Origin of the sequence: Streptomyces katrae (assembly GCF_000717655.1) — a bacterium.
Lineage (GTDB): Bacteria > Actinomycetota > Actinomycetes > Streptomycetales > Streptomycetaceae > Streptomyces > Streptomyces katrae_B.
This window is the reverse complement of record NZ_JNZY01000058.1, coordinates 1-26807: the sequence shown is the minus strand read 5'-3', so window position 1 is coordinate 26807 and position 26807 is coordinate 1. Positions and strand designations below refer to the sequence as shown.

Annotated in this window: 18 protein-coding genes and 1 pseudogene; 7 read left to right on the top strand and 12 right to left on the bottom strand. The window is 73.5% G+C overall.

Annotated features, from left to right (window positions below):
• Window positions 1-363: 363 nt before the first annotated feature.
• The gene (locus IF09_RS48165; RefSeq protein ID WP_267882204.1) at window positions 364-2205 is read left to right on the top strand and encodes an NlpC/P60 family protein; all 1842 of its coding nucleotides are present in this window, start codon (window positions 364-366) and stop codon (window positions 2203-2205) included.
• Here the strand turns inward: IF09_RS48165 and IF09_RS0136940 are convergent.
• The 5 genes from IF09_RS0136940 to IF09_RS0136920 form a co-directional block, all read right to left on the bottom strand.
• The gene (locus tag IF09_RS0136940; protein WP_030303549.1) at window positions 2127-3416 is read right to left on the bottom strand and encodes a styrene monooxygenase/indole monooxygenase family protein; all 1290 of its coding nucleotides are present in this window, start codon (window positions 3414-3416) and stop codon (window positions 2127-2129) included. The two genes, IF09_RS48165 and IF09_RS0136940, sit on opposite strands and share 79 nt — an antisense overlap.
• A 63-nt stretch (window positions 3417-3479) precedes the next feature.
• Window positions 3480-4103, bottom strand: coding sequence for a GTP-binding protein (locus tag IF09_RS0136935; RefSeq protein ID WP_030303548.1), 624 nt, complete (start codon window positions 4101-4103; stop codon window positions 3480-3482).
• Window positions 4084-4575: a DUF742 domain-containing protein gene (locus tag IF09_RS0136930; RefSeq protein ID WP_030303546.1), complete on the bottom strand. Its 492-nt coding sequence runs from the start codon at window positions 4573-4575 to the stop codon at window positions 4084-4086. The genes IF09_RS0136935 and IF09_RS0136930 overlap by 20 nt, the downstream gene beginning before the upstream one ends.
• Complete coding sequence (locus tag IF09_RS0136925) at window positions 4572-5051, bottom strand: roadblock/LC7 domain-containing protein (protein ID WP_030303544.1); 480 nt, start codon at window positions 5049-5051, stop codon at window positions 4572-4574. Before IF09_RS0136925 ends, IF09_RS0136930 begins: the two co-directional genes overlap by 4 nt.
• On the bottom strand, window positions 5048-8170 hold the full coding sequence (locus tag IF09_RS0136920) for a nitrate- and nitrite sensing domain-containing protein (RefSeq protein ID WP_234321297.1): 3123 nt from the start codon (window positions 8168-8170) through the stop codon (window positions 5048-5050). Before IF09_RS0136920 ends, IF09_RS0136925 begins: the two co-directional genes overlap by 4 nt.
• Window positions 8171-8642: 472 nt before the next feature.
• Here IF09_RS0136920 and IF09_RS0136915 point away from each other — a divergent pair, with 472 nt between their 5' ends.
• Complete coding sequence (locus IF09_RS0136915) at window positions 8643-9416, top strand: protein phosphatase 2C domain-containing protein (protein WP_030303539.1); 774 nt, start codon at window positions 8643-8645, stop codon at window positions 9414-9416.
• Window positions 9417-9434: 18 nt separating this feature from the next.
• Here IF09_RS0136915 and IF09_RS0136910 read toward each other — a convergent pair whose 3' ends face one another.
• From IF09_RS0136910 to IF09_RS0136885, 6 genes and pseudogenes are all read right to left on the bottom strand, one after another.
• Window positions 9435-9887 carry a MarR family winged helix-turn-helix transcriptional regulator gene (locus tag IF09_RS0136910; RefSeq protein WP_030303537.1) on the bottom strand — a complete coding sequence of 151 codons (453 nt, stop codon included), beginning with the start codon at window positions 9885-9887 and terminating at the stop codon, window positions 9435-9437.
• A gap of 104 nt (window positions 9888-9991) precedes the next feature.
• Complete coding sequence (gene lon, locus IF09_RS0136905) at window positions 9992-12388, bottom strand: endopeptidase La (RefSeq protein ID WP_030303535.1); 2397 nt, start codon at window positions 12386-12388, stop codon at window positions 9992-9994.
• A 137-nt stretch (window positions 12389-12525) separates the two neighbouring features.
• The gene (locus tag IF09_RS0136900; protein ID WP_030303533.1) at window positions 12526-13278 is read right to left on the bottom strand and encodes a DUF4097 family beta strand repeat-containing protein; all 753 of its coding nucleotides are present in this window, start codon (window positions 13276-13278) and stop codon (window positions 12526-12528) included.
• 86 nt (window positions 13279-13364) lie between these two features.
• A complete protein-coding gene (locus tag IF09_RS46600) occupies window positions 13365-13907 on the bottom strand; it encodes a DinB family protein (RefSeq protein WP_051833551.1) in 543 nt (180 codons plus the stop codon).
• Window positions 13899-14741 (bottom strand): annotated as a pseudogene (locus IF09_RS46595) (sulfurtransferase); the annotation flags it as partial. The gene IF09_RS46600 and the pseudogene IF09_RS46595, both read right to left, overlap by 9 nt.
• Before the next feature lie 462 nt (window positions 14742-15203).
• Complete coding sequence (locus tag IF09_RS0136885) at window positions 15204-16946, bottom strand: hypothetical protein (RefSeq protein ID WP_234321296.1); 1743 nt, start codon at window positions 16944-16946, stop codon at window positions 15204-15206.
• On the opposite strand from IF09_RS0136885, the gene IF09_RS0136880 reads away from it, so the two are divergent.
• Entirely contained in the window at window positions 16924-17262 is a 339-nt protein-coding gene (locus tag IF09_RS0136880; RefSeq protein WP_030303528.1) for a hypothetical protein, read from the top strand. The genes IF09_RS0136885 and IF09_RS0136880 overlap by 23 nt on opposite strands.
• Before the next feature lie 415 nt (window positions 17263-17677).
• Here IF09_RS0136880 and IF09_RS0136875 read toward each other — a convergent pair whose 3' ends face one another.
• A complete protein-coding gene (locus IF09_RS0136875) occupies window positions 17678-18340 on the bottom strand; it encodes a TetR/AcrR family transcriptional regulator (protein ID WP_030303526.1) in 663 nt (220 codons plus the stop codon).
• 137 nt (window positions 18341-18477) lie between these two features.
• Here IF09_RS0136875 and IF09_RS0136870 point away from each other — a divergent pair, with 137 nt between their 5' ends.
• From IF09_RS0136870 to IF09_RS0136855, 4 genes are all read left to right on the top strand, one after another.
• Window positions 18478-20247 carry a glycoside hydrolase family 3 protein gene (locus IF09_RS0136870; RefSeq protein WP_030303525.1) on the top strand — a complete coding sequence of 590 codons (1770 nt, stop codon included), beginning with the start codon at window positions 18478-18480 and terminating at the stop codon, window positions 20245-20247.
• Window positions 20248-20461: 214 nt separating this feature from the next.
• Entirely contained in the window at window positions 20462-21202 is a 741-nt protein-coding gene (locus IF09_RS0136865) for a response regulator transcription factor (RefSeq protein ID WP_030303523.1), read from the top strand.
• A complete protein-coding gene (locus tag IF09_RS0136860; RefSeq protein WP_030303521.1) occupies window positions 21199-22278 on the top strand; it encodes a HAMP domain-containing sensor histidine kinase in 1080 nt (359 codons plus the stop codon). Before IF09_RS0136865 ends, IF09_RS0136860 begins: the two co-directional genes overlap by 4 nt.
• A 259-nt stretch (window positions 22279-22537) precedes the next feature.
• Window positions 22538-26437: a multifunctional oxoglutarate decarboxylase/oxoglutarate dehydrogenase thiamine pyrophosphate-binding subunit/dihydrolipoyllysine-residue succinyltransferase subunit gene (locus IF09_RS0136855; RefSeq protein WP_030303519.1), complete on the top strand. Its 3900-nt coding sequence runs from the start codon at window positions 22538-22540 to the stop codon at window positions 26435-26437.
• Window positions 26438-26807 lie beyond the last annotated feature (370 nt).

Here is a 26807-nt window from a genome sequence, read left to right as displayed (position 1 = left end):
GCCCCCGAACCCCCGCGCCCCACACCCCGGCAGGGCTGATCGGTGTCGGGTGACGCGGGCTTCGCCCGGATCCCGCGCCTATGGGCGAGCGGCGCGGACCCGTCCGGCGGGTGGATGCCGCAGCGGCATGTGCAGCCCGTCCGGCGTTTGAGGACCGGGTCCGGGCCGCGCCCGGTGAACGGGAGAAGGGCGTAGGGGGTGGCCCCGCGCAGCGGCAGCGGAGCCCGTGTCCGGCCCGTCGGCGATTGCGGCAGGCAGGCGGGTGGGCGCTGGGCCGGAGGGGTGAGAGTGGGGAACCGGCCGCCCCGGGTGGGGAATTTGTCATACCGGGCGTGGCAGCATCGGCCGCCTGGAGGTGATCACATGTCACGCCGCCTGCTCCGCGCCGCCTGCATCGCCGCCGTGGTCGTCACGGCCGGGCCGTTCCCCACCACCCACGCCGAGCCCGCCCCCGACATCCCGTCGGCCCCTGCCACCGCCCGCCGGTCCCCCGGTGCGGCGGACCGTGCGGCGAACGCCGGCCCCCGCCCGAGGCCGGGCCCCACCGGCGCCGGAAGCGCCTCCGGCCGGCAGGCTCCCGGCACCGCCGCCCGGCCGGGCGGCGGTTCGGCGGATTCCGCCCCCCGGCAGAATCCGGGCTTCAGAGGCCGCACCGCCTCGCAGGGGCTCGAGGCGGTGGACGCGGTCACCCCGCAGGCCGCCGGTACGGCTGACGCTGCCGCCCGCCAGGGTGCCGGCGGCGCCGCGAACGCCACCCCCCAGCAGTCCCCCGGCGCCGGAGGCGCCACTGCCCGGCGGACTGCCGGCGCCGGAGGCGCCACTGCCCGGCGGACTGCCGGCGCCGGAGGCGCCACTGCCCGGCGGACTGCCGGCGCCGGAGGCACCACCGGATCCCGGGCAACCGGCGCCGGAGGCGGCTCCGACAGCCAGGCTCCCGGCGCCGCCGCCCGGCGGGGCCTCGGTTCGGCGGACGGTTCCGCTCCGAAGGACGCCGGTGCGGCGAGCACCACCGCCCCGCAGACCACCGGCTCTGCGGATGCCGGCGACACGGCGAGCTCCGGCGCGGCCGGCACCACCGGCCCCCGGTCCCCCGCCGTCCAGGGCGCCGCAGGCGCCCCCGCGGCGCTCGGGGTCGGCGCGTTGCTGGCCGAGTTGCGGGGGCTTTATCGGCAGGCCGAAGAGGCCGCCGAGGCGTACAACGCCACCGAAGCAGCGCTCAAGGCCGGGCAGGACGAGGAGCGGCGGCTCAGTGCCGCGCTCGGGAAGGCCCGTACCGCCCTCGGGGCGGAGAAGGCCGCCGCCGGGCGGATGGCGCGGGCCCAGTACCAGGGGGCGCGCGGGTTCTCCCCGTACGCCCGGATGCTGCTCACCGGCGATCCTCAGGCCGCCCAGGACCAGCGCCGGCTCACCGCCCGCGAGGGCGCCCGCCGGGCGGGGGTGCTGGCCCGCCTCACCCGCGGCGAGCACCAGGCCGACCTCCTCGCCACCGCCGCCCGCAAATCCCTCGACGCCCGGCAGTCCCTGACCGAGCAGCGCAGGCAGCACAAGCAGCAGGTCGACCTCAAGCTCAAGCAGGTCGAGCGGATGCTCGCCTCGCTCAGCCCCGAGCAGCTCACCGAGCTCGGCACCCGCGAGGCCGCCGACACCGCCACCGCGCAGCGGAAGCTGCTCGACTCCGGCCGGCTCGCCACCACCCCCCGTACGCCCACGGCCGCCGGCGGCGCCGCCCTGACCTACGCCACCGAGCAGATCGGCAAACCCTACGTCTGGGGAGCCGAGGGGCCGGGATCCTTCGACTGCTCCGGGCTCACCTCACAGGCGTGGGCGCACGCCGGCCGGTCCATCCCCCGGACCAGCCAGGAGCAGTGGGCGCAGCTGCCCAAGGTGCCCCTGGACGAGCTGCGCCCCGGCGATCTCGTGGTCTACTTCCCCACCGCCACCCACGTGGCCCTGTACGTCGGCGACGGGAAGGTGATCCAGGCCCCGCGGCCCGGCGCGAAGGTCAAGGTCTCGCCCCTCGCGGCCAATCCGCTGCTCGGAGCCGTACGGCCCGATCCGGACGGGGCCCCGCTCGCCGCCTTCAGCCCGCCGCCGATCCCCGAGGCCGAAGGCGGCGACGACAGCGGCTACTCCGCCGACTCGGCGCCGGCCGAGGACGCCGACGACGCCGACGCCGACGCCGACGACGCGACCTCCGCCACGTAGTCCGCCGCGTCCTGCGGGTCGTAGAAGTACGCGTCGAAGTCGGCCGGGTTGTCGAAGCCGTTGGCGAAACGGTCCGCCACCGGCTGCAGCTGCCCGGCCGCGCCGATCAGGTTCAGTACGTGCTCCGGCGGGACGCCCAGCATCGCGTTCGTCCACTGGGTGACCGGCTTGCCCGTCGTGAACCAGAACTTGTCGAAGGTCGCCTTCATCCACGCCTCGTCGAACGGCTTGTCCCCGTGCATCAGGATCGACGACAGGTACGAGGCCGCGCACTTCGACGCCGAGTTCGAACCCTGGCCGGTGATCGGGTCGTTCGCGACGACCACGTCCGCGACGCCCAGCACCAGCCCGCCGCCCGGCAGCCGCCCGACCGGGTTGCGGACCACCGGCGCGTACCGGCCGGCCAGCGTGCCGCCCGCGTCCGTCAGCTCCGTCTTCCTCGCCCGCGCGTACTCCCAGGGCGTGAACTTCTCCATCAGCTCCAGCGTGAGCGCGAGGTGCTCCGCCGGGTCGTTCACCCCGCGGAACACGTCCAGCGGACCGCCCGGGAGCCCCTCCCAGAACAGGATGTCCGCCCGCCCCGACGTGGTCAGCGCGGGCATCACGAACAGCTCGCCCACCCCCGGGACCAGGTTGCAGCGCACCGCCTCCGTCTCCGGGTGCTCGGGCCGCGGCTCGAGCCCGTGCACGTACGAGACGGCCAGCGCGCGCTGCGGCGCGTCGTACGGGGAGCGCGCCGCGTCCCGACCGAACATCGACACCAGCTCGCCCTTGCCCGCGGCGACCAGCACCAGGTCGTACGTACGGGAGAAGTAGTCCAGGTCGGCGACGGACGCGCCGTGGATCACCAGCTGCCCGCCGCGCTGCACGAAGACGTCGAGCCAGCCGGCCATCTTCAGGCGCTGGTCCACGGACTGCGCGTACCCCTTGAGGCGGCCGAGCCAGTCGATGGGGCGGGTGCCGTCCGGGGCGGCCACCGAGACGCCGATGCCCTCGATCCGCGGGGCCTGCCGCTCCCAGAAGTTCAGCCCGAGGTCGCGCTCGTGCTGGAGCGCCGTGTCGAACATGACCTGCGTGGACATGATCCGCCCGGTGCGGATCTCCTCCGCCGTCCGGTTGGACATGAGGGTGATCTCGTACCCCTTGGCCTGGAGGCCGAGGGCGAGCTGGAGACCGGACTGGCCGGCCCCCACGACGAGTATCTTGCGCATCTCACGTTCTCGATTCGGGTGAGCGGTTCGGCAGGGCGACGGGGCTTCACGAGGGGCGGGGAGTTATTCGGGGGTCGCGTCCAGCGCGTGGCCCACCAGCGTCAGCAGGGAGGCGATGACCGTGTCCCGGCGCCGCGCATCCATGATCACCACCGGCACGTGCGGCGGGATGGTCAGCGCCTCGCGCACGTCTTCCGGCTCGTACGCCTGCGAGCCCTCGAAGTGGTTGACGGCGACGGCGTACGGCAGCCCGCAGCTCTCGAAGTAGTCGAGGGCCGGGAAGCAGTCGCGCAGCCGGCGCGTGTCGGCCAGCACGATCCCGCCGATGGCGCCGCGCACCAGGTCGTCCCACATGAACCAGAAGCGCTCCTGGCCGGGGGTCCCGTACACGTACAGCACGAGGTCGTCGGCGAGGGTGATGCGGCCGAAGTCCATCGCGACGGTGGTGGTGCTCTTGTCCGGCGTGGCCGACAGGTCGTCCGTCGGGAGGCTGGCCTGGGTCATCACCGCCTCGGTGCGCAGCGGGGTGATCTCGGAGACGGACGACACGAAGGTGGTCTTGCCGACGCCGAAGCCGCCCGCGACCAGCACCTTGACGGCGACGGGGGCGCGGGAGCGGTCGTACTGCCAGGGCTGGACGGGATCGTCGTCCACCGAGGTGACCGGGTCAGAGACTGCGAAGACCACTGAGCACCCTTTCCAGCAGCGCGCGTTCGGGGCGCCCGGGGCCGTGCCCCGTCCCGTAGACGCGTATCCGTCCTTGGTCGGCGAGGTCGCTGACCAGGACGCGGACCACCCCGAGCGGCAGCTTCAGCAGCGCCGATATCTCGGCGATGGTCCGCATGCGGCGGCAGACCTCGACGATGGCCGGCATCTCGGGCATGCGGTCGTCGGCCACGCCGTCGCCGGGTATGCGGCCGTCGGGTATGCGTCCGTCGGCCGTGCGGCCGCCCTGCCCGCCGTCGGCGGGTATCTGCGGCTGCGACGCCCTGGTGTCGAGGGCCGCGACGAACGTCTCCACGTGCAGGACCTGCGTGAAGCGGGTGCGGCCGCCCGTGAGGGAGTACGGGCGGACGCGGGCGGGCCGGCGGTCGGCTCCGCGTATCGGCAGCCGGTCGGACGCGGACGCCGACGCGGGCTCCGAGGCCGTACCTCTCACGGGGTCTTCTCCATCGACTGGCGCAGCTCGCTGCGGACTTCGGGGGTCAGGACGTGGCCGGCGCGGCCGACGAACAGGGCCATGTGGTACGCCACCACGCTCATGTCGCAGTCGGGGGTGGCGTGCACGCCGAGGAGCGAGCCGTCGCTGATGGCCATGACGAAGACGGAGCCGTGCTCCATCGCCACCATCGTCTGCTTGACCGCGCCGCCGTCCATGAGCTCGGCGGCGCCGGTGGTGAGGCTCCCGAGGCCGGAGACGATGGTGGCCAGGTCGGCGGAGGCGCCGCGCGGGCCCTTGGTGCGCGCGGGGCTCTCGCCGGCGGCTCCTCCGGGGTCGGAGGACAGCAGCAGGAGCCCGTCCGAGGACACGACGGCGACGGAGTTGACGCCGGGCACCTCCTCGACCAGGTCGGTCAGCAGCCACTGCAGGTTGCGGGCCTGGGTGCTCAGTCCGTACGTACTGGGCGCGGTCATGTGCGTGCCTCCTGTGCGGTGTCCCCCTGGTCGGTGTCCTGTGCGAGCTCGGCGGCCACGACGCGCCGTCCGTCCCGCGTCCCCTGGTAGAAGCCGCCGAGCCGGCGGCGCAGCTCCTCCGCGTCGACACGGCGCGCCGGCTCGGGCGGCCGTGCGGCCTCGGGGCGACGTGCGGCCACCGTGCGCGGGGTCCGCTTGGGCAGCCCCTTGTCGGTGACGGCCTCGGGTCCCTCGTCGGGGTGGCTCCCCTGGCGGGGGACCCAGTCGGCCTCGTCGGGTGCGTGCCGGTGGGGCTCCGCCGGGCCGTCGGGGGCGACGGCGGTGGCGGTCCGCCCGGGGTGCGGCAGTCCTTGTTCCGGTACGTCGGCCCGCGGGCCGGCATCGGGCAGCCGGTCGGCGGGCGCCGGGTCGGGGTCGGACCCCGCGAAGGTCTCGGGTCCCGCGTCGGGGACGACCCGCGCGAGGAGCTCGTCGCCGGGATCCCGCTCGACCGGGACCTCTGCAGCCGGGCCGGCCACGGTGAGCCCCTGCCCGGCGCCGGGCAGCTCGGGCTCGGGCTCCGCCGGCACCATGCGCGCCGGCAGCTCATCGGCAGATCCGCTCGCCGCGGTGAAGACCTGGCCGGCCGGAGGCAGTACGCCCTCCTGGCCGCCGAAGGCGTGGCCGCCCGAGGCGGGCTCCGTCTCCGGCGCCTCGGCCTGGACCGTGAACACCTGCTCGGCGGGGGGCGGCCCGCCGTCCACGGCCGGGCCGTGCACCTCCGCGTCGGGCTCGAGCCCCCCGGCCAGGTCCGGCCCGTAGTCCGGAGCCAGGTCCGCACCCGACACCTCGGCGGCGGCCGCGGCCTCGCCGAGCAGCGCCTCCGCATGCGCCTCCGCGTCCGGCTCCAGCCCGCCGGCCGGGTCCGGCCCGGAGTCCGGGCCCAGGGGCTCGTCCGGGGCGGTCGGCTCGGTGGTGTCCCATTCCATGCTGCGCAGGAGTTCCGCGTCCGCCTCGGGGCCCGGGTCCCGGAAGGGCTCGGGGGTGGGGGCGGCCCCGGCCCGGGGCTCCGCGTCCCGTTCCGCCGCCGGAGGCATCCGGCGGGGCGGGATGGTGTTCTCGTTCGCCTCGGCGATCACGCCCGGCAGCCGGAGCTCCGGTACGCCCGGCGTGGCGAAGGTGTGCACCGGCGAGCTCGGCGGGGTGGCCGGGAGCAGTGACGCCGGGACGACCACCAGGGCCTCCGTGCCGCCGTGCCGCCCCACGCGCAGCTCCGCGGTGACCCCGTGCCGGGCCGCGAGGCGCCCCGCCACGTACAGGCCGAGGCCCAGGCCGTGTTCCGCTTCCGGCTCCTCGTCGTACGCCTCGGGCGTGGCCAGCCGGGCGTTCAGCGCCTCCAGCCGGTCGCCGGTGACGCCGATGCCCGCGTCCACGACGGACAGCACCACGTCGCCCGAGTCGAGCAGCCACCCGGAGACCCTCACCTTGGCCTCGGGCGGCGAGAACGTCGTCGCGTTCTCCAGCAGCTCGGCGAGCACGTGCGAGATGTCGTCGGCCGCGTGCCCCGCGACCTGGGTGAACGGGGGCAGCGCCGCCAGCTCGACGCGCTCGTAGCGCTCGATCTCGCTGACCGCGGCCCGCATGACGTCCACCAGCGGGACCGGGGACCCGGCGCCGTGGCCGTGCTCCTGTCCGGCCAGGACCAGCAGGTTCTCGTTGTGGCGGCGCATGACCGTCGCCAGGTGGTCCATCTTGAACAGGGTCGCCAGCCGGTCCGGGTCCTGCTCCTTGGACTCCAGCTCCTCGATGACGGCGAGCTGGCGCTCGACCAGCCCCAGCGTGCGCAGCGACAGCGAGACCGAGGTCGTCGACATGATGCGGCGGTGCTCTTCGAGGCCGGCCCGCAGCTCCGTCAGCTCCGCCTCCAGCGCCTCCCGGCCCGAGCCGAGCGCCTCGTTGCGGCCGATGAGCCGGCGCGCGTCGGCGTCGAGGCCGGCGATCCGGGTATGCAGGGAGACCGTCTGGTCGCGGACCGCGTTGAGGTGGCGTACGACCTCGGCGAACTCGTCGTTGCGGCCCGTGAAGCGGACCGGCTCCACCGAGCCCTCCGGGGTCGCCAGCCGGGCCGCGCCGCGGCGCAGGACGGACAGCGGCCGGGTCAGCGAGCGCGCGATGGCCGTCGAGAAGCCGACGGCGACCAGGAACAGCAGGCCGAGGACGGCGACCAGCATCTCCAGCCGGGTCACGTCGTCGTCCCGCAGGGTGGCGAGCGCAGTGGCCCGCTGCCCCGCGAGGGTGGACTCCACGGACCGCATGCGGTCGATCCGGGCGGTGAGCGCGGGCGCGACGGTGGCGCCGTCGAGCTTGCGGTCGGCGGAGGACAGCGTGGGGCGCTCGGTGAGCCGCTTGAGGTAGTCGTCGGCCGTCTTGACCTCGGGGCCGGTGACGGTGGCGGCGAGGGTCTGGCGTACGTCGGGCCGCGCGACCCGGGTGAAGTCGTCGAGGGCGGCCTGCTCCCGTACGCGGGCCCGCTGGGCGGCGGTGGTCAGTTCGTCCACGACCGCGGAGTTGGGGAGCTGCTCACCGCGGGGGACGGCCAGCGCGGCGAGCAGCAGTCCACGGGTGGCCGAGGCCTGTTCCACGGCCTGGCCGAGGGGGGCCAGCGGGCGGTTGGTGGCGAGGGCGGCGCCGGCCCGCGGCGGGGTCAGCTCGGCGAGCCGGTCGCCCGGGGCGAGCAGTTCCGCGATGACGCCCGCGTACGCCTGGTGGGCGGCGAGGGCGCTGCCCTTGCCGTCGACGGCCTCGGTGCGGACGGCCTGCACGCGGCCGAGGGCGAGGGCGAGCGGCTCGTCGGCCTCGCTGCGGACCTCGGCGAGCTGGCGGTCGGTGAGCGCGGTGCGCTCCTGGACGGGGCCCTTCGCCTGGGCGCCGGGGCGGCCCTTGGCCACGTACTCGACGACGGCGTCGCGCTCGTCACCGAGGAGGTGCGCGAGGGTGAGGGTGTGCTGCGTCTGCTCGGCGAGCGTGACCAGCTGCTGGGAGTCGTTCAGCTCCCGTGTCGCGGAGACCACGGCTGGTGTGCCGGCCGCGAGGACGGTGAGGCCGGCGACGGCGACGCCGATGACGAGCCTGCTGCGCACGCGGACGCGACGTCCTGCGGGGGCGGGTCCGTCGGTGGCGGTGCCGTTCTTCCGAGACCGCTTCTTCTGCACCGGTGCTCGCAATCCTGTACGTGTGCTCGTGCTCGTCTACTCGTGTGGCCGAGGTAACGGCCGGTCAACAAGTAAACGCCCCCTGCCCCCTCGTACCGCCTCAGACCTTTGCAGCGTGTTGGGGAGAGAGCCTGACATCGCCCACCCGGCCACTCGAACGAGTGAACATCACGGATGAGTTGGCAACCAACTCGGCAGGGCGTCGTCAGAGGGTCGTCATGGGCGGGTGGTTGAAAGATCGATGGGGGCTTTGGCAATATGCCCGCCCACATCCCGCCGGGAGGCCGTGGAACGCCTCGGAGGGCGGCCGGGCGGCGGCGGTCCGGCCGACTCCGCATTGGTACGGACTTTTCGGCGCATCGCGGCCGGCCGCCACATCCCGGGCGGGCAGAATGTCCGCATGCGCATCGACCTCGCCTCGGCCCCCGGCAACCCGGAACGCCCCAACGAGGACTGGCTATCGGCGGCGATGCCCGCTGCGGGCGGCGGAGTCCTGGTGGCCCTGGACGGGGTCACCCCGCCGAGCGGCGAGGTGGGGTGTACGCACGGCGTGCCCTGGTTCGCGGCCCGGCTCGGGGGCCGATTGACCGAACTGTCCGGATCGCGACGGGACATGCCGCTGGACCGGATCCTGGCCGAGGCGATCCGCGACACCGCCGACGCACACCGCGACACCTGTGACCTTTCTCACGTGCGGACTCCGCAGGCGACGGTGGTGATGGTGCGCTGGGACGAGGCGTCCGTGGAGCACCTCGTGCTCTCGGATTCCGTACTGCTCCTCGAGGCGCCGGGGGGCGAGGTGACGCCGGTGCTCGACGACCGGCTGGACCGGATCCCGCGCGAGCTGCTGCGCACGCAGACCTCGGCGGACGCGCTGCGCAATGCGGAGGGCGGCTTCTTCACGGCGGCCGCGGACCCGGCGGTGGCCGCCCGCGCGGTGACGGGCCGGACCCCGCGCGGGCGGGTGCGGGCGCTGGCGGCGCTCACGGACGGGGCGAGCCGCTGGACGGACACGTTCCGGGAGGGCGACTGGGCGCAGTGCCTGGCGGTGCTCCGGAAGGAGGGCGCGCAGGGCCTGATCGGCCGGGTCCGCACCCTGGAATCCGATCCGGCCCGCCCCGTCACCCGCGGCAAACGCCACGACGACGCCTCGGCGGCGTACGCGGAGCTGTGACGATCCGGCCCGGCGGGGCTACTCCTCGCCCTGGTTCAACTGGTTGAGCAGCCGCGCCAGTTCGGCGACCTCTCCCCGGTCCCAGTCGGCAAGCTTCCGCATGTACTGCTCGCGCCGAGCCCCGCGCACCCGCAGGAACCGCTCCCGGCCCTCGTCCGTCAGCCCGACCAGGAACGCCCGGCCGTCCGCCGGGTCCGGTTCGCGGGCCACCAGGCCCAGCACCTCAAGGGCCCGCAGCTGCCGGCTCATGGTGGCCTTGCCGACCCCGAAGTACGCGGCGAGCTCGGTGGCCCGCTGGCGGCCCGCGGCCTCCAGGCGGACGAGCAGCCCGTACGCGGCGGGCTCCAGCTCGGGGTGCAGGGCACGGGCCATCTCCCCGGAGGAGGCCCTGGCACGCCGGAGGAAGACGGACAGCTCCCGCTCCAGGGCAAGGAACTCCTGGTCTTCACTACCCTGCACGTCCGCTCCCATCGGTGGTGTCGTGAGGCACCAGTATTTCGCAGCGGGGTACGGCGACGGCCCGGGGCCCCGCCGGTAGGGGGACCCGGGCCGTACACGCGTGCGCGGGGCGGGGATCAGGCGGCCGCGGTGACCACGGCCTCCGCCTGGCTGAGCGCCAGTTCCAGGACCTGGCGCACGTCCGTCACCGGGTGCACCTCCAGCCCCTCCAGTACCTCGGACGGCACGTCGTCCAGGTCGGCCTCGTTGCGCTTCGGGATGATCACGGTGGTCAGCCCGGCCCGGTGTGCGGCGAGCAGCTTCTGCTTGACCCCGCCGATGGGCAGGACGCGCCCGGTCAGCGAGACCTCGCCGGTCATGGCCACGTCGGTCCGGACCTGCCGGCCCGACAGCAGCGAGGCCAGCGCCGTCGTCATGGTGATGCCCGCGCTCGGCCCGTCCTTCGGGACCGCGCCGGCCGGGAAGTGGATGTGCACGCCCCGGTCCTTCAGATCGGCGACCGGGAGCTCGAGCTCCGCGCCGTGCGAGCGCAGGAAGCTGAGCGCGATCTGCGCGGACTCCTTCATCACGTCTCCGAGCTGCCCGGTCAGGGTGAGACCGGCCGCCCCCGTCTCGGGATCGGCCAGCGAGGCCTCGACGAAGAGGACGTCGCCGCCCGCGCCGGTCACCGCCAGCCCGGTGGCCACGCCGGGGACGGCGGTGCGCCGCTCGGCGGGGTCCTGTGCCGACTCCGGGACGTGGTGCGGGCGCCCGATGAGCCCCCGCAGGTCGTCGGCGCCGACGCTCAGCGGCAACTCCCGATCCCCCAGCTCGTGCTGGGAGGCAACCTTGCGCAGCAGCCGCGCGAGGGACCGCTCCAGGGTGCGGACGCCGGCCTCTCGGGTGTACTCGCCGGCCAGCTTGCGCAGCGCGTCCTCCTCCAGGACGACTTCCTCGGCGCCGAGGCCGGCCCGCTCCAGCTGCCGGGGCAGCAGGTGGTCCCGGGCGATGACGACCTTCTCGTCCTCGGTGTAGCCGTCGAGACGGACGAGCTCCATGCGGTCGGCGAGCGCCTCCGGGATGGCTTCCAGGACGTTGGCGGTGGCCAGGAAGACGACGTCGCTCAGGTCCAGCTCGACCTCCAGGTAGTGGTCCCGGAAGGTGTGGTTCTGCGCGGGGTCGAGGACCTCCAGCAGGGCGGCCGCCGGGTCGCCCCGGAAGTCCGAACCGACCTTGTCGATCTCGTCGAGCAGGACGACGGGGTTCATGGACCCGGCTTCCTTGATGGCCCGCACGATCCGGCCGGGCAGCGCGCCGACGTACGTACGGCGGTGGCCGCGGATCTCGGCCTCGTCGCGGACGCCGCCGAGGGCGACGCGTACGAACTTGCGCCCCATGGCGTGTGCGACGGACTCCCCGAGGGAGGTCTTTCCGACGCCGGGCGGCCCGACGAGCGCCAGCACGGCTCCGCCGCGGCGGCCGCCGATGACGCCCATGCCGCGCTCGGAACGCCGCTTGCGCACGGCGAGGTACTCGGTGATGCGGTCCTTCACGTCGCTCAGCCCGGCGTGCTCGGCGTCGAGGACGGCGCGGGCCCCGCGGATGTCGTACTCGTCCTCGGTGCGCTCGTTCCAGGGCAGTTCCAGCACGGTGTCCAGCCAGGTGCGGATCCAGGAGCCCTCCGGGGACTGGTCGCTGGACCGCTCCAGCTTGTCGACCTCCTTGAGCGCGGCCTCCCGCACCTTCTCGGGGAGGTCGGCGCCCTCGACGCGCGCCCGGTAGTCGTCGGACTCCTCGCCGTCCTTCTCACCGTTGAGCTCGCGCAGTTCCTTGCGTACGGCTTCCAGCTGGCGGCGCAGCAGGAACTCGCGCTGCTGCTTCTCGACGCCGTCCTGGACGTCCTTGGCGATGGACTCGGCGACGTCCTGCTCGGCGAGGTGGTCGCGGAGCCAGGAGACGGCCAGCTTGAGGCGTGCCACGGGGTCGGCGGTCTCGAGCAGTTCGACCTTCTGAGCCACGGTCAGGAAGGGGGAGTACCCGGAGTTGTCCGCAAGCGCGGACACCCCCTCGATCTGCTGGACCCGGTCGACGACCTGCCAGGCCCCGCGCTTCTTGAGCCAGCTGGTGGCGAGCGCCTTGTACTCCTTGACGAGCTCGGTGACGGACCCGGGCAGCGGATCGGCCAGCCTTTCGTCGACGCTCTCGCCCTCGACCCAGAGCGCCGCCCCGGGCCCGGTGGTCCCGGCCCCGATCTTGACGCGGCCGACCCCGCGGATGAGCGCCCCGGGGTCCCCGTCGGAGAGCCGCCCCACCTGCTCGACGGTCCCGAGCACACCGGTGCCGGTGTACTTCCCGTCGACCCGCGGCACGAGCAGCACCCGGGGCTTCCCGCTCCGGACCGCCGCCTGGGCGGCCTCGACGGCCCCCCGTACCTCGGCGTCGGACAGGTCCAGCGGAACGACCATCCCAGGCAGCACGACCTCGTCGTCGAGCGGCAGTACGGGCAGGGTGAGCGTTACGGACGTCGAAGCCATGATCTTCCCTCCGGCAGTGAAGTTGAGCTATGCCGACTCAATGCATGTGCGCCCCCTGATGTTCCCCAACCCCCGTTCGCCTCCGGCGAACACGGATTCCGACGGCGGACGTGCCCGGAAGTCCCGTAGATCCGCGGTCAGCTCGCCGGGGTGATGCGGATGTCGCCCGAGGTGGTGTGGATCGAGAGGCGGGAGGGGGCGTTCGAGGTGGTGGGGAGGGTGTCCTGGTGGCCTGACGTGGTGACGGTCCTGATCTCGTACGGGGCCTGCGGGACGGTCAGCATGACGTCGCCCGAGCTGGTTTTCGCCGTCACCGACGCCGGGGGCTTCGCGAAGGCCACGCGGGCGTCGCCGGACGACGTGTGGAGCTCCGCGGTCGGACCGGTCAGGGCGGTGGCGGTGATCGAGCCCGACGACGTGCGGACCTTCAGGGGGCCGGTGATGCCGTCCGCCGTGACCTCGCCGGAGGAGGACGAGAGGTCCGCCGCGGACACCCCGGTCACCGCGATGCGGCCGCTGCTGCTCTCCAGCCTGACCGTCGCCGAGGCCGGGACCTCGAGGCGGTAGTCGACGAAGCAGCTGTCCGGGCAGTCGTCCGTGAGGGTGAGGGAGCCCGCCGAGAGGTGGTGCGCCGGCTTCGGTGCCTCGTCGCCGCGGTAGTGGACCGTCCGGCGGATGGTGACCCCCGGGCCGGTGCCGGGGGTCACCTCGACGGAGCCGCGCCGGGCGTCCTTCACCTCGACCGCCGTGACGGCCTCGGCGACCGTGGCGTCGGCGGTCGCCGTCCTCTGCTCGGTGTCCTCGAAGGAGCAGCCGTAGAGCAGCAGTCCGGCGGCGAGGGCGGCAACCACCGTCCGGCTGAAGCGGAATGACGTGATGTGGGAAGGCATGCGAACCACTCTGGTGCGCCGCCGGGGCGCTGCCGATGGGGGCAGTACCCGGCCTCGGGGTGGGGCTGACCCCCCGTCGGCCGGACTCAGATGCCGATCGCTCCGTCGATCCGCTCGCGCAGCAGGTCCGCGTGGCCGTTGTGGCGGGCGTACTCCTCGATCATGTGGATCAGCACCCAGCGCAGCGACACCTTTCCGCGCCACCCGTCCTCGGCCTCCACGTCCAGGTCGGGCGCGGCGGCCGTGAACGACTCCGCGAACGCCACCTCCTCCCGCCAGGCCTCCCACGCCGCAGCGACGGCCCCCGGTCCGGACGCCGCACCGTCGAAGTCGCCGTCCGGGTCCGCTTCCGAGGAGAACAGGGCCGGCGCCTCCTGCCCCGCCAGGACCAGGCGGAACCAGCGGCGCTCCATGTCCGCGAGGTGCCGGACCAAGCCGAGCAGCGAGAGCGTGGACGGCTCCACGGAACGGCGGGCCAGGGGCTCCGCCTCCAGACCGGCGCACTTCAGCTCCAGCGTCGCGCGCTGCGCCGCCAGGACGTCCGTGAGCAGGAACCGCTCGTCGCCCGTCGCGGGTCCTGTGAAGCGGTCCTCCGAGGCTGCGAAGAACTCCCCCCGCCGGCCCGTCACCGCAGGCCGCTCCGGGCGCATCGCCCAGTCCGTCCAGGAGCCGTCGTACACCGCCAGGCAGGAGTAGCCGGCCAGCGTGGCGCCCAGGGCGAGGACGCACGCCGTCACTCCCGAGCCGCAGCTGAAGTACAGCCGTTCCCGGTCACCGGTCAACGCGGCGAAGGCCTCGCGGAGTTCCCCGGCGGGCCGCATCAGGCCGCCGCGCTGGAGGTCCCCGAACGGCAGGTTGACCGCGCCCGGCATGTGGCCCCCGCGCAGCCCCGCCCGCGGTTCCGGGGCGGTGCCGGTGAAGCGTTCGCGCGTACGGGCGTCCAGTACGACCGCGGCCGGATCGGCGAGGGCCGCCCCGACCGCATCGGCGTCCACCAGCAGCCCCGTCCGCGGCCGGGCCGTGAACGAGCCGCGCGGGCCCTCGTACGCCGGACCGCACGCTTCCACGGGCAGGCCGGCGGCGGTCCAGGCAGGCAGCCCGCCGTCCAGGACGGCGGCCCGGTCGAAGCCCATGGCCCGCAGCATCCACCAGGCCCGCGCACTGGAGTAGATGCCGGCGCCGTCGTAGACGACGACGGCGTCGGTGTCGTCGACGCCGAGCGCGCGTATCGCCTCCTCGAACGCGGCGGCGGACGGCATGGTGTGCGGGGCGGGGGCGTCGTGGTCGGACAGGGCGCCGTCGAGGTCGAAGGGCCGCGCACCCGGGATGCGCCGGTCCGCGCCGCGGTGGGCGCCGACGGAGGCGTCGAACACGACGAGGCCCGGGTCGCCCAGCCGGGCGGCCAGCCAGTCGGCTCCGACCAGCGGTCCGGGCAGGGCGGTGGCAGAGCGGGACAAGGTCATGCGGCACCTCCGGAGGAGTCGGCCGTCCCCCCGACGGAGCGGCCGTCGCCCATCCTCCTACGAGGCCCGAGCATTCGTGCAAAGTGCCTTGGCGGGAGGGGAGTTCGCGAGGATCCTGCGCCTTGCCGGCTGCCCAGGCCGTCACCGGGAACCGCCTTCGGCCGCGCTGTGGGGCAGCCGGAGCAGTCCGCCGGGGTCACCGCGCAGCGCCCGGCCGATGCCGCGCGCCCGGGGCGACCACACCCACGCCCCCGGGCCTCTACCGCTCACCGGGCTTCACCGAGTACGGCCGCCTGCGCGACTTCGTCGCCGTCGGGGACCGCCGCTGCGACAAGGGGTTCTCCGGGCAGGATTTGCGCGGCCGGCGTGCGGCCCAGGCCGTGAAATCCGCCCAGGCGGTGGGGCCACGGCCAGGGAGGGGACGGCGAGGTACCCCGGTTCGGCGCATACGGAAAAGCTGCCTTACGGGCAACGCCCCGGCTGCGCGTAGACCGCGATGCGGGCGCCCCGGACCTCGTCCACCGAGCAGAGGTCGAAGTGCGAGGCCAGCGTCTGGCGTTTGACCGCTTCGCGGGGGTACGGGTCCAGCGGCTGGCCCGCGGGATCGAGCAGGGCCACCACCCGGGGCGCGTCCACCAGGCGGGTCCAGATCTCCTCGGTCGGGAGCTCCGTGCCCTGGAGGCTGTGCGAAGCCGCCGGGGTGCGCGCCAGGGCCAGGTCGCGCAGGGTCCCGTACAGCTCCGGCGAGGACAGCAGCCACTCGCGCCGCCGCGACGGCATGAACAGCACGGCGTCCCCCGGCCGGGCCCGTTCCCGGACCGCGGCGGCCACCGCGAGCACGTCGTCCTTGCGGCTCTCCGGGGTCCGCAGCCACACCGACCACCACCCGAACGGCACCAGCAGGGCCGCCACCAGCAGCCAAGGCCACCACCCCCGTGCCGCCGCCAGCCGGGTCCCCGCGAGCAGGGCGAGCCCGGCCAGCGCGTAGAGCACGTACCGGTCGACGTACCAGGGGTGGACGAGCGAGACCGCGATCAGCAGCCCGGGCGGCAGCAGGGCCAGCGGCACCGCCACCCGTACGAGCTCCCGCGGGACCGCGGCGCCCCGCGCGAGCAGCAGCACCGCGACCGCGACCACCCCGTACGCCGCCCAGTCCTGCCAGCTCGGCCGCCCGAGCCAGCCCAGCTGCTGCTCCGCCTGGCGGGCGCTCACCACGGCCAGCGGCAGCAGCGAGGCCACCACCACCGCGGCGCTCCACCGCCAGCCGCGCGAGCGCCAGGCGCTGACCCCGTGCGCGAGCAGGGCCAGTACGGCGAACTCGTGCAGCCAGCAGCCGAGCAGCAGGACCGCTGCGTACGCGACCCAGCGCTCGCGCAGCATCAGGTACGTCGCCCAGACCACGGCCGCCGCGACGAGGGCGTACGAGCGGCCCTCCTGGGCGTACATCTGCACGGGCGGCAGTACGGCGCAGGCCGCGCCGGAGCACAGTGCGGCCCGCTCCCCCGCGAGGCGGTGCGCGACGGCGGCCACCCCGGCGGCCGCGAGGGCGGTGGCGGCGACGGAGGGCAGGCGCAGCGCCCACAGGCCGCCGGTCGCCGGCCCGCCGCCGTCCCAGACCTGGAACACCTCGTGCATCAGCAGGTAGTACAGCCCGTGCACGGCGTCGACCTGTCCGAGCAGTTCCCGGACGGCGCCGGGCGGCCGGTGCGCGACCTGCCAGGTGACGGACTCGTCGCGCCACATGCTGCCGCCGCCGTCCGCTCCGGCGCGCTCCAGGCCCCAGAGGCCGAGGAGGACGGCGAGCAGCGGCGGCAGCCAGCGCCAGGCGGCGGTGCGGCGGATGTCGTCCTCCTGGTGCTTTCCGTGCGGGTGGTGCCGACTCCATACTCGGGGTCGGTCCGAAAACCTGCGGAGGTGGGGTGTGCGCGCGGTACGGGCGGTGGCGGCAGTGCTGCTGAGTGCGGTGGCCCTGAGCGGGTGCGGTTCGGGGGGCGGCAGGTCGGACGAGAAGCCGGCCGCGGGTCCCTCGTCCGGTGGCGGCAGCAGCAGCGGTACGGCGTCCGCGTCGGCGCAGCCGTCTGCCGGAGCCGGTTCGAGCGGGAGTGCCGAGCCGCCGGGGCAGGGGCCGACGAGCACGCCGACGGCCCCGGCCGTGCCCGTTCCCCCGGCGCCGTCCTCGGCGTTGGAGCGCCTGGTCACGGTCACGCGGAGCGGGGGGTTCGCCGGGAGGACGAGCAGTCTGCTGGTCAAGGGCGACGGCTCGTGGACCCGGCTGGACGGGCAGGCGCGGCCGGCCGGCACCGGGAAGCTGTCGGCGGACCGGGTCGAGAAGCTGCGCGCCGCGCTCCGGAAGGCGGACTTCGCACACCTGCCGCGGGTCCCCGGGGGCGGGGCGACGATCTTCGACGGGTTCTCCTACGCCTTCGTGCACGGGGGCTACGAGGTGGCCGCCGAGCAGGGTTCGCTGACGCCGGGCCTGCAGGGCGTGCTGGACGAGCTGCCCCCGTTCGAGGCGGGGTAGGCGGACCCGGCCGAGCGCTTTGACTTTGCCCGGGCCCCGCCGTTGACTGAAGGAAGAGCGACCACGGCAGCAGAGGTACGCCGGGACGCCCCGCGAGAAAGGTGGCGGCCCATGTATCGCACACGTTCGCATGTGGTTGCGCGCACGGCCCCCGTTCTGGCCGCGCTCGCGTTGTCCCAGGTCCTCGCCGTGGGGGGATCCACCGCCCAGGCCTCACCGCGTCCGGCCGAGGCCGCGGCCGCTCCTGTTTTCACCCGCCCCGCCGGTGACGACCCTCATGGGCAGGACTGCCGCAAGGGAAGGGGCGAGGGTTGTCCTCCGCTCCGGCCGATCCCCGAGGATCCGCCGGCACCGCAGGTGCCGCCGAGCACCGAGGACACCAGGCACCCCCGATGACGGAGCAGCCGGAGCAGCCCTAGGGGGCGGCGGCCGGCAGGCCCGTTCGCGACGCCGAGATCCCGCGCAGCTGCCGGTCGAGGTATCCGTGCAGCCGGGCCGGCATGTCCACGGCCTCGGGAGCCAGGACCCACTGGATCTGCAGGCCGTCCATGACGGCGAGGGTCTCGCGGGCGACGGCCTCGCAGTCGGTGCCGGGCAGCAGCTCGCCGCGGGCGACGCCCGCCTCCAGCAGCCGGACGTTGTGGGCGAGCACCCGGGCGTAGCGCTGCGTGAAGTACTCGTGCGCGGGGTGGCCGGGGTTGCCGGACTCGCCGACCAGCGTGTTGTACATCCGCACGAGGCCGGGCCGGCGGGCGTTGTCGGCGGCCAGGGCGACGACGGTGGCGTAGTACGCGGCGACGGACGACTCCGGCCCGCTGAACAGGCGCTCCACGTCGTGCTGCTCGCTCTGCGCCAGCACCGACAGGAGCAGGTCCTCCTTGCTGCGGAAGTGGTGCAGCAGCCCGCCCTGGGTGATCCCGCAGTCGGTGGCGATGCGGGCGAGCGAGGAGGCGTGGAAGCCCCACTGCGCGAAGTGTTCCACCGCGGTGTCGAGGATCTTCGCGCGGCGGGCGTCGCCCACCGCGTAGGTCCCGCGGGCGGCGGCCTTCGGGGCGCTCCGCTCCTTGTCCTGTGCCATGCGGCCCACCCTAGGGGGTCCGCTTCCTCACTCCGGAGAGGGTGATCCAGGTCACTTTTCCAAAACCTAGTGGGTGCACGGTTTTCGCGCTTACGGTGAGCACCCTCCGCCGGACCGCACCCAGGAGCCGTACGCCGATGAACGCCACGCCCGACGCCATCCCCCCGTACAGGGACGCCGCCCTCCCGGTGGACCTGCGCGTGGCGGACCTGCTCTCCCGGATGACGCTGGAGGAGAAGGCCGGCCAGCTCTTCCACTCCATGCTGATGATGAATCCGGACGGCACCCCGGTCACCGAGACCGACGGCTCGATGCTCCCGTTCACCACGCCCGAGCTGGTCGGGGACCGCTTCATCAGCCACTTCAACCTGCTCGGCACCTACGGCGCCCGCGAGATGGCGCGGTGGCAGAACGCGGTGCAGGAGATGGCCGCGGCCACCCGGCTCGGCATTCCGGTCACGCTCTCGACCGACCCGCGGCACGCCTTCACCGACAACGTCGGCGCCTCCTTCAACGCCGGCGCCTTCTCCGCCTGGCCGGAGGCGCTGGGCCTGGCCGCGATCGGCGACCCGGAGCTGGTCTTCCGCTTCGCGGACACCGTCCGCCGCGAGTACCTGGCCGTCGGCTTCCGCGTCGCCCTGCACCCGCAGATCGACCTGGCGACCGAGCCGCGCTGGGCCCGCCAGACCGGCACGTTCGGCTCGGACGCGCGGCTGACCAGCGAGCTGGTGCAGGCGTACGTCCGCGGGCTCCAGGGCCCGGACCTCGGCCCCGAGTCGGTCTCCGCGATGGTCAAGCACTTCCCGGGCGGCGGCCCCCAGAAGGACGGCGAGGACCCGCACTTCGCGCACGGCAAGGAGCAGGTCTACCCGGGCGGGATGCGCGAGCACCACCTGGAGCCGTTCAAGGCGGCCATCGCCGCGGGCTGCGCGCAGATGATGCCGTACTACGGCCAGCCGATCGGCACGGACTGGGAGGAGGTCGGCTTCGGCTTCAACAAGGGCGTGGTCACGGGCCTGCTCCGGGAGGAGCTGGGCTTCGACGGGATCGTCTGCACCGACTGGGGGCTGCTCAACGACTCGTCGGTCTTCGGCGAGGTCCACCCTGCGCGGGCCTGGGGCCTGGAGCACCTGACGGTCGCCGAGCGGGCGGCCCGCGCGCTGGACGCCGGAGCCGACCAGTTCGGCGGGGAGCAGTGCCCCGAGGTGATCGTGGACCTGGTCCGCTCGGGCCTGATCCCGGAGTCCCGGATCGACGTGTCGGTGGCCCGGCTGCTGCGGGAGAAGTTCGCGCTGGGCCTGTTCGAGAACCCGTACGTGGACCCCGACGCGGCGGCGGAGACCGTGGGCCGGGCCGATTTCGCGGCCGCCGGTGCGGCGGCCCAGCGCCGCTCGCTCACGGTGCTGACCAACACCGGCCCCCTCCTGCCGGTCTCCGGGCGCCCGACGCTGTACGTGGAGGGCCTGGACGAGGCGGTCGCCGCCGCGTACGGCGAGGTGGTGTCCGACCCGGGGGCGGCGGATCTGGCCGTGCTGCGGCTGCGCACCCCGTACGAGCCGCGGGAGAACGTCTTCGAGTCGTACTTCCACTCGGGCTCGCTGGCGTTCGCGGAGCCGGAGCTGTCCCGGATCCTGGCGCTCCTGGACGCCGTACCGACGCTGGTCTGCATCAACCTGGAGCGGGCTGCGGTCATCCCGGAGATCGCCGAGCGGGCGGTGGCGCTGATCGCGGACTACGGCGCCGAGGACGCCGCGCTGCTGGACGTGGCGTTCGGCCGGGCCGTGCCCGAGGGGCGGCTCCCCTTCGAGCTGCCCCGGTCGATGGCGGCGGTGGAGGCCTCGCGGCCCGATGTGCCGAACGACACCCTCGACCCCGTGTTCGAACACGGACACGGGCTGGCTCTGTAGGGGGTCGACAAAAGCGCGCGGTGACCGACGATCACCGCGCACCGGGTGGCCGTGCCGTGGGGGGACGGCCACCCGGCATCACCGCCCATATCCCCATTCCCGCCGTAATCGGAACCATTGCTTCCGTCGTTTTCCCTGTCCGAACCCCGCATAGCCGCAGGCCGGTGGCTCCTCTACGCTGCACCCCTACCACGCGGATCTTCAGGGGCGGGACATGGAACAGACACACACCACCCACAGCGGCGCCGCGGCCACCCCAGGCGCTCAGCGGCGCGTGCTCGTGGTCGAGGACGACCGCACCATCGCCGACGCCATCGCCGCCCGGCTGCGCGCCGAGGGCTTCCAGGTGCAGGCCGCCTTCGACGGTCCGGCCGCCGTCGCCGCGGCCGAGAGCTGGCAGCCCGAGCTGCTGGTCCTCGACGTGATGCTGCCCGGCTTCGACGGCCTCGAGGTCTGCCGGCGGGTCCAGGCACAGCGGCCGGTGCCGGTGCTGATGCTCACCGCGCGCGACGACGAGACCGACATGCTGGTCGGGCTCGGGGTCGGCGCGGACGACTACATGACGAAGCCGTTCTCGATGCGCGAGCTCGCGGCGCGGGTCCACGTCCTGCTGCGGCGCGTGGAGCGGGCCACCCTGGCCGCCACCGCCCCGCGCGGGGCCACCCTGCGCCTGGGCGATCTGGAGATCGACCACGCGCAGCGCCGGGTCCGGGTGCAGGCCGAGGACGTACACCTGACGCCGACCGAGTTCGACCTGCTGGTGTGCCTGGCCGGCACCCCCCGGGCGGTGCTCTCCCGGGAGCAGCTGCTCGCGGAGGTGTGGGACTGGGCCGACGCGTCCGGGACCCGTACGGTCGACAGCCACATCAAGGCCCTGCGCCGCAAGATCGGGGCGGAGCGGATCCGTACGGTCCACGGCGTCGGGTACGCCCTGGAGACCCCGGCCCAGGCATGAGCGGCGGGCGCCCGCCGGGAGGGCTGAGGCCGTTCTCCCCGTTCTCGATCAAGACCAAGCTGGGCACGCTCGTCGTGGTCTCGGTCTTCATCACGACGGGGCTGCTGCTGGTGGCCCTGCGCACGGACACCGAGCTGCGGTTCATCACGGTGTTCTCGGTGATCGCCTCGATGCTGATCACCCAGTTCGTGGCGCACAGCCTGACGGCGCCGCTGGACGACATGACCCGGGTGGCCCGGGGCATATCCCACGGGGACTACACGCGCCGGGTGCGCGGGGCCGGGCGCCGCGACGAGCTGGGCGACCTGGCGTCCACGATCAACCTGATGGCGGACGACCTGGAGGCCGTGGACCGGCACCGCAAGGAGCTGGTCGCCAACGTCTCGCACGAGCTGCGCACGCCGATCGCGGCGCTGCGGGCGGTGCTGGAGAACGTGGTGGACGGGGTTTCCGAGGCCGATCCGGAGACCATGCGGACGATGCTGAAGCAGACCGAGCGCCTCGGCCGGCTCGTGGAGACCCTGCTGGACCTGTCCCGGGTGGACAACGGGGTGGTCCCGCTGAAGGCCCGCCGCTTCGAGGTGTGGCCGTACCTGTCGGGGGTCCTGAAGGAATCGGGCCTCGCGGCCGCCGGCCGGCCGGGCCTGCTCTCCGGCTCCGGCGGGCACACCCGCAACGACGTGCACCTGCACCTGGACGTGTTCCCGCCCGAGCTCACGGCGTACGCGGACGCCGAGCGCCTGCACCAGGTGGTGGCGAACCTGATCGACAACGCGGTCAAGCACAGCCCGCCGCACGGCCGGGTCACCGTCCGTGCCCGGGCCGGCGACGCACCCGGCAGTCTCGCGCTGGAGGTACGGGACGAAGGCCCCGGCATCCCGGAGGCGGAGCGGCACCGGGTCTTCGAGCGGTTCAACCGGGGCAGCGCGAACGGCGGCGACGGCGGTACCGGACTGGGCCTCGCCATCGCCCGCTGGGCCGTCGGCCTGCACGGAGGGCATATCGGAGTGGCCGAATCGTCACGCGGCTGCCGGATCCTCGTCACGCTTCCGGGCAGCTCCCGGGCGTCACATTGACGTAGGGTTCGAACGGGTAGGACATGATCTCGGCCACACGTGCCCGGGGTCCGTCAGGGGTGCGAAGCCATGGGGGCCGCAACCACGGTGCCCCCTACCCGAACCAGGCTGGTTTCCCGCCATTCAGAGCGGCGAAACCCGCCGTTCGGTGTGACCTACATGACGTAAGTCCCGCCCGGTCTGCATCCAGCGGCCAGGGAGGCGTAGCCTTTATTCCCGCTGTCCATACCTTGTGAAGCGGAAGAGGGCGGTTGCCGCCGTGTCGCCACAGTCCCCCAGTAACTCGAGCACCACGACCGAAGCAGAGGGCGGGAAGACCCCTGCCTCAGGCTTCGGCGCCAATGAGTGGCTCGTCGACGAGATCTATCAGCAGTACCTCCAGGACCCGAATTCGGTCGACCGGGCCTGGTGGGACTTCTTCGCCGACTACAAGCCGGGGGGCACTGCGTCTCCGGTGAAGCCGGACGAGCCGAAGAAGTCCCCGACGACGGACGGCGCCTCCGCACAGGCCGCCCCTGCCGTCGCCCCGCAGGTCTCCGACGCCGCCGCCACGGGGGCGGCGAGCGCCGCCGCGCCCTCTCCTGCCGCCGCGCCCACGCCTGTGTCAGCTCCTGCCCCTGCTCCTGCCACCCCCTCTGGTGCCCCTGCTGTGACTGTCACCTCCCAGGCCCAGGCCGCCGCACCGGCGGCCGCCGCCCCTCAGGCCCCGGCCCCGGCTCCGGCCGCAGCCCCCGTCGCCGCCCAGAAGCCCGCGCCCGCTGCCGCGCCCGCCGCCGAGGCCCCTGCGGGCCCCGAGCTGGTGACGCTCCGCGGCCCGGCCGCCGCGGTCGCCAAGAACATGAACGCCTCCCTCGACGTCCCGACGGCCACGTCCGTCCGCGCCGTCCCGGTGAAGCTGCTGTTCGACAACCGCATCGTCATCAACAACCACCTGAAGCGGGCCCGGGGCGGGAAGATCTCCTTCACCCACCTCATCGGCTACGCGATGGTGCAGGCCATCAAGGCCATGCCGTCGATGAACTACTCCTTCGCGGAGAAGGACGGCAAGCCCACCCTGGTCAAGCCGGAGCACGTGAACTTCGGCCTCGCGATCGACCTGGTGAAGCCGAACGGCGACCGCCAGCTCGTCGTCGCCGGCATCAAGAAGGCCGAGACCCTCAACTTCTTCGAGTTCTGGATGGCCTACGAGGACATCGTCCGCCGCGCCCGCGTGGGCAAGCTGACGATGGACGACTTCACCGGCGTCACCGTCTCGCTCACCAACCCCGGCGGCCTGGGCACCGTCCACTCCGTGCCCCGCCTGATGCCCGGACAGTCGGTCATCATGGGCGTCGGCTCCATGGACTACCCCGCCGAGTTCCAGGGCACCTCGCAGGACACCCTGAACAAGCTGGGCATCTCCAAGGTCATGACCCTGACCTCGACCTACGACCACCGGGTCATCCAGGGCGCGGCCTCCGGCGAGTTCCTGCGCATCGTCTCGAACCTGCTGCTCGGCGAGAGCGGCTTCTACGACGACGTCTTCGAGGCCCTGCGCATCCCGTACGAGCCGGTCCGCTGGAACCGCGACATCGACGCCTCGCACGACGACGACGTCACGAAGGCCGCCCGCGTCTTCGAGCTGATCCACTCCTACCGGGTCCGCGGCCACGTCATGGCCGACACCGACCCGCTGGAGTACAAGCAGCGCAAGCACCCCGACCTCGACATCACCGAGCACGGCCTCACCCTGTGGGACCTGGAGCGCGAGTTCGCGGTCGGCGGCTTCTCCGGCAAGTCGATGATGAAGCTCCGCGACATCCTCGGCGTGCTGCGCGACTCGTACTGCCGCACCACCGGCGTCGAGTTCATGCACATCCAGGACCCGAAGCAGCGCCGCTGGATCCAGGACCGCATCGAGCGCCCGCACTCCAAGCCGGAGCGCGAGGAGCAGCTGCGCATCCTGCGCCGCCTGAACGCGGCGGAGGCTTTCGAGACCTTCCTGCAGACGAAGTACGTCGGCCAGAAGCGCTTCTCCCTGGAGGGCGGCGAGTCCGTCATCCCGCTGCTCGACGCCGTCATCGACTCGGCCGCCGAGGCCCGCCTCGACGAGGTCGCGATCGGCATGGCCCACCGCGGCCGCCTGAACGTCCTCGCGAACATCGTCGGCAAGTCGTACGCGCAGATCTTCCGCGAGTTCGAGGGCAACCTCGACCCGAAGTCCATGCACGGCTCCGGCGACGTCAAGTACCACCTGGGCGCCGAAGGCACCTTCACGGGCCTGGACGGGGAGCAGATCAAGGTCTCGCTCGTCGCCAACCCCTCGCACCTGGAGGCCGTGGACCCGGTCCTCGAGGGCGTCGTCCGCGCCAAGCAGGACGTCATCAACAAGGGCGGCACGGACTTCACCGTCCTGCCCGTCGCCCTGCACGGTGACGCGGCCTTCGCCGGCCAGGGCGTCGTCGCCGAGACGCTGAACATGTCGCAGCTGCGCGGCTACCGCACCGGCGGCACCGTCCACGTCGTGATCAACAACCAGGTCGGCTTCACCGCCGCCCCGGAGTCCTCGCGTTCCTCGATGTACGCGACCGACGTGGCCCGCATGATCGAGGCGCCGATCTTCCACGTGAACGGTGACGACCCGGAGGCCGTGGTCCGCATCGCGCGGCTCGCCTTCGAGTTCCGCCAGGCGTTCAACAAGGACGTCGTCATCGACCTCATCTGCTACCGCCGCCGCGGCCACAACGAGTCGGACAACCCGGCGTTCACGCAGCCGCTGATGTACGACCTGATCGACAAGAAGCGCTCGGTGCGCAAGCTGTACACCGAATCCCTCATCGGTCGCGGCGACATCACGCTGGAAGAGGCGGAGCAGGCGCTCCAGGACTTCCAGGGCCAGCTGGAGAAGGTCTTCGCGGAGGTCCGCGAGGCCGCTACCCAGCCCGTGGTCGCCCCGCCGGTCGCCCCGGCCTCGCAGGCCGACTTCCCGGTCGCGGTGACCACCGCGGTCTCGCAGGACGTCGTCAAGCGGATCGCCGAGTCCCAGGTCAACATCCCGGACCACGTCACCGTGCACCCGCGCCTGCAGCCGCAGCTGCAGCGCCGCGCCGCGATGATCGACGAGGGAACCATCGACTGGGGCATGGGCGAGACCCTCGCCTTCGGCTCGCTGCTGATGGAGGGCACCCCGGTCCGGCTGTCCGGCCAGGACTCCCGCCGCGGTACGTTCGGCCAGCGCCACGCGGTCCTCATCGACCGGGAGACCGGCGAGGACTACACCCCGCTGCAGTACCTGTCGGACGAGCAGGCCCGCTTCAACGTCTACGACTCGCTGCTCTCCGAGTACGCGGCCATGGGCTTCGAGTACGGCTACTCGCTGGCCCGCCCGGACGCGCTGGTGCTGTGGGAGGCCCAGTTCGGTGACTTCGTCAACGGCGCGCAGACGGTCGTCGACGAGTTCATCTCCTCGGCCGAGCAGAAGTGGGGCCAGACCAGCGGCGTCACGCTGCTCCTGCCGCACGGCTACGAGGGCCAGGGCCCGGACCACTCGTCCGCCCGCCCGGAGCGCTTCCTGCAGCTCTGCGCGCAGAACAACATGACGGTCGCGATGCCGACCCTGCCGTCGAACTACTTCCACCTGCTGCGCTGGCAGGTCCACAACCCGCACCACAAGCCGCTGATCGTCTTCACCCCGAAGTCGATGCTGCGTCTGAAGGCGGCGGCGTCGAAGGCGGAGGAGTTCACCACCGGTTCGTTCCGTCCGGTCATCGGTGACTCCACGGTGGACGCGAACGCGGTCCGCAAGGTCGTCTTCTGCGCGGGCAAGGTCTACTACGACCTGGAGGCCGAGCGGGAGAAGCGCGGCATCACGGACACCGCCATCATCCGCATCGAGCGGCTGTACCCGCTGCCGGGTGCGGAGCTCCAGGCGGAGATCGCGAAGTTCCCGAACGCGGCGAAGTACATCTGGGCGCAGGAGGAGCCGGCGAACCAGGGTGCATGGCCGTTCATCGCCCTCAACCTGATCGACCACCTCGACCTTGCGGTCGGCGCGGACGTCCCGGCGGGCGAGCGCCTGCGGCGCATCTCGCGCCCGCACGGCTCCTCCCCCGCGGTGGGCTCGGCGAAGCGCCACCAGGCGGAGCAGCAGCTGCTGCTGAACGAGGTCTTCGAGGCGTAAGCGCTGCGCTGAGCTGAGCAGTTGGAAGGCCCGGCCCCCTCGCGGGGGCCGGGCCTTCCGGCTGTCGGGGGGCTTTGGCTCTTTCTCCCGCACACCCGTTCCGGCTGCCCGCACGGCTTCGCCTGCTCGGGGCCTTCGGTTTTTCCTCCCCACCACCGCCGGGCGGTGGCTCCCCGCCCCGCCCGCACCGGCGGCGAGGTGGGGCGCGGTGGATCACCGGGCGGGGGCGCGGGCAGCGGGATTCCGCCGAGCCAAGCCGAGGCGACCGGTGGGGGGCGGTGGCTTCGGGGTCCGGGACCCGATGACCCGGGATCGGGGAGGGTCTGGGGGTTTCCCGTCAGTCCCATCGTCCTTCCGGTGCGGGCCGGCC

Coding starts and splice junctions, on each gene's coding strand:
- IF09_RS0136870 (WP_030303525.1), top strand. CDS start 18,478: ATGAACGCCACGCCCGACGCCATCCCCCCGTACAGGGACGCCGCCCTC.
- IF09_RS0136860 (WP_030303521.1), top strand. CDS start 21,199: ATGAGCGGCGGGCGCCCGCCGGGAGGGCTGAGGCCGTTCTCCCCGTTC.
- IF09_RS0136875 (WP_030303526.1), bottom strand. CDS start 18,340: ATGGCACAGGACAAGGAGCGGAGCGCCCCGAAGGCCGCCGCCCGCGGG.
- IF09_RS0136915 (WP_030303539.1), top strand. CDS start 8,643: ATGCGCATCGACCTCGCCTCGGCCCCCGGCAACCCGGAACGCCCCAAC.
- IF09_RS0136940 (WP_030303549.1), bottom strand. CDS start 3,416: ATGCGCAAGATACTCGTCGTGGGGGCCGGCCAGTCCGGTCTCCAGCTC.
- IF09_RS0136900 (WP_030303533.1), bottom strand. CDS start 13,278: ATGCCTTCCCACATCACGTCATTCCGCTTCAGCCGGACGGTGGTTGCC.
- IF09_RS0136925 (WP_030303544.1), bottom strand. CDS start 5,051: ATGACCGCGCCCAGTACGTACGGACTGAGCACCCAGGCCCGCAACCTG.
- IF09_RS0136865 (WP_030303523.1), top strand. CDS start 20,462: ATGGAACAGACACACACCACCCACAGCGGCGCCGCGGCCACCCCAGGC.
- IF09_RS0136910 (WP_030303537.1), bottom strand. CDS start 9,887: ATGGGAGCGGACGTGCAGGGTAGTGAAGACCAGGAGTTCCTTGCCCTG.
- IF09_RS48165 (WP_267882204.1), top strand. CDS start 364: ATGTCACGCCGCCTGCTCCGCGCCGCCTGCATCGCCGCCGTGGTCGTC.
- lon (WP_030303535.1), bottom strand. CDS start 12,388: ATGGCTTCGACGTCCGTAACGCTCACCCTGCCCGTACTGCCGCTCGAC.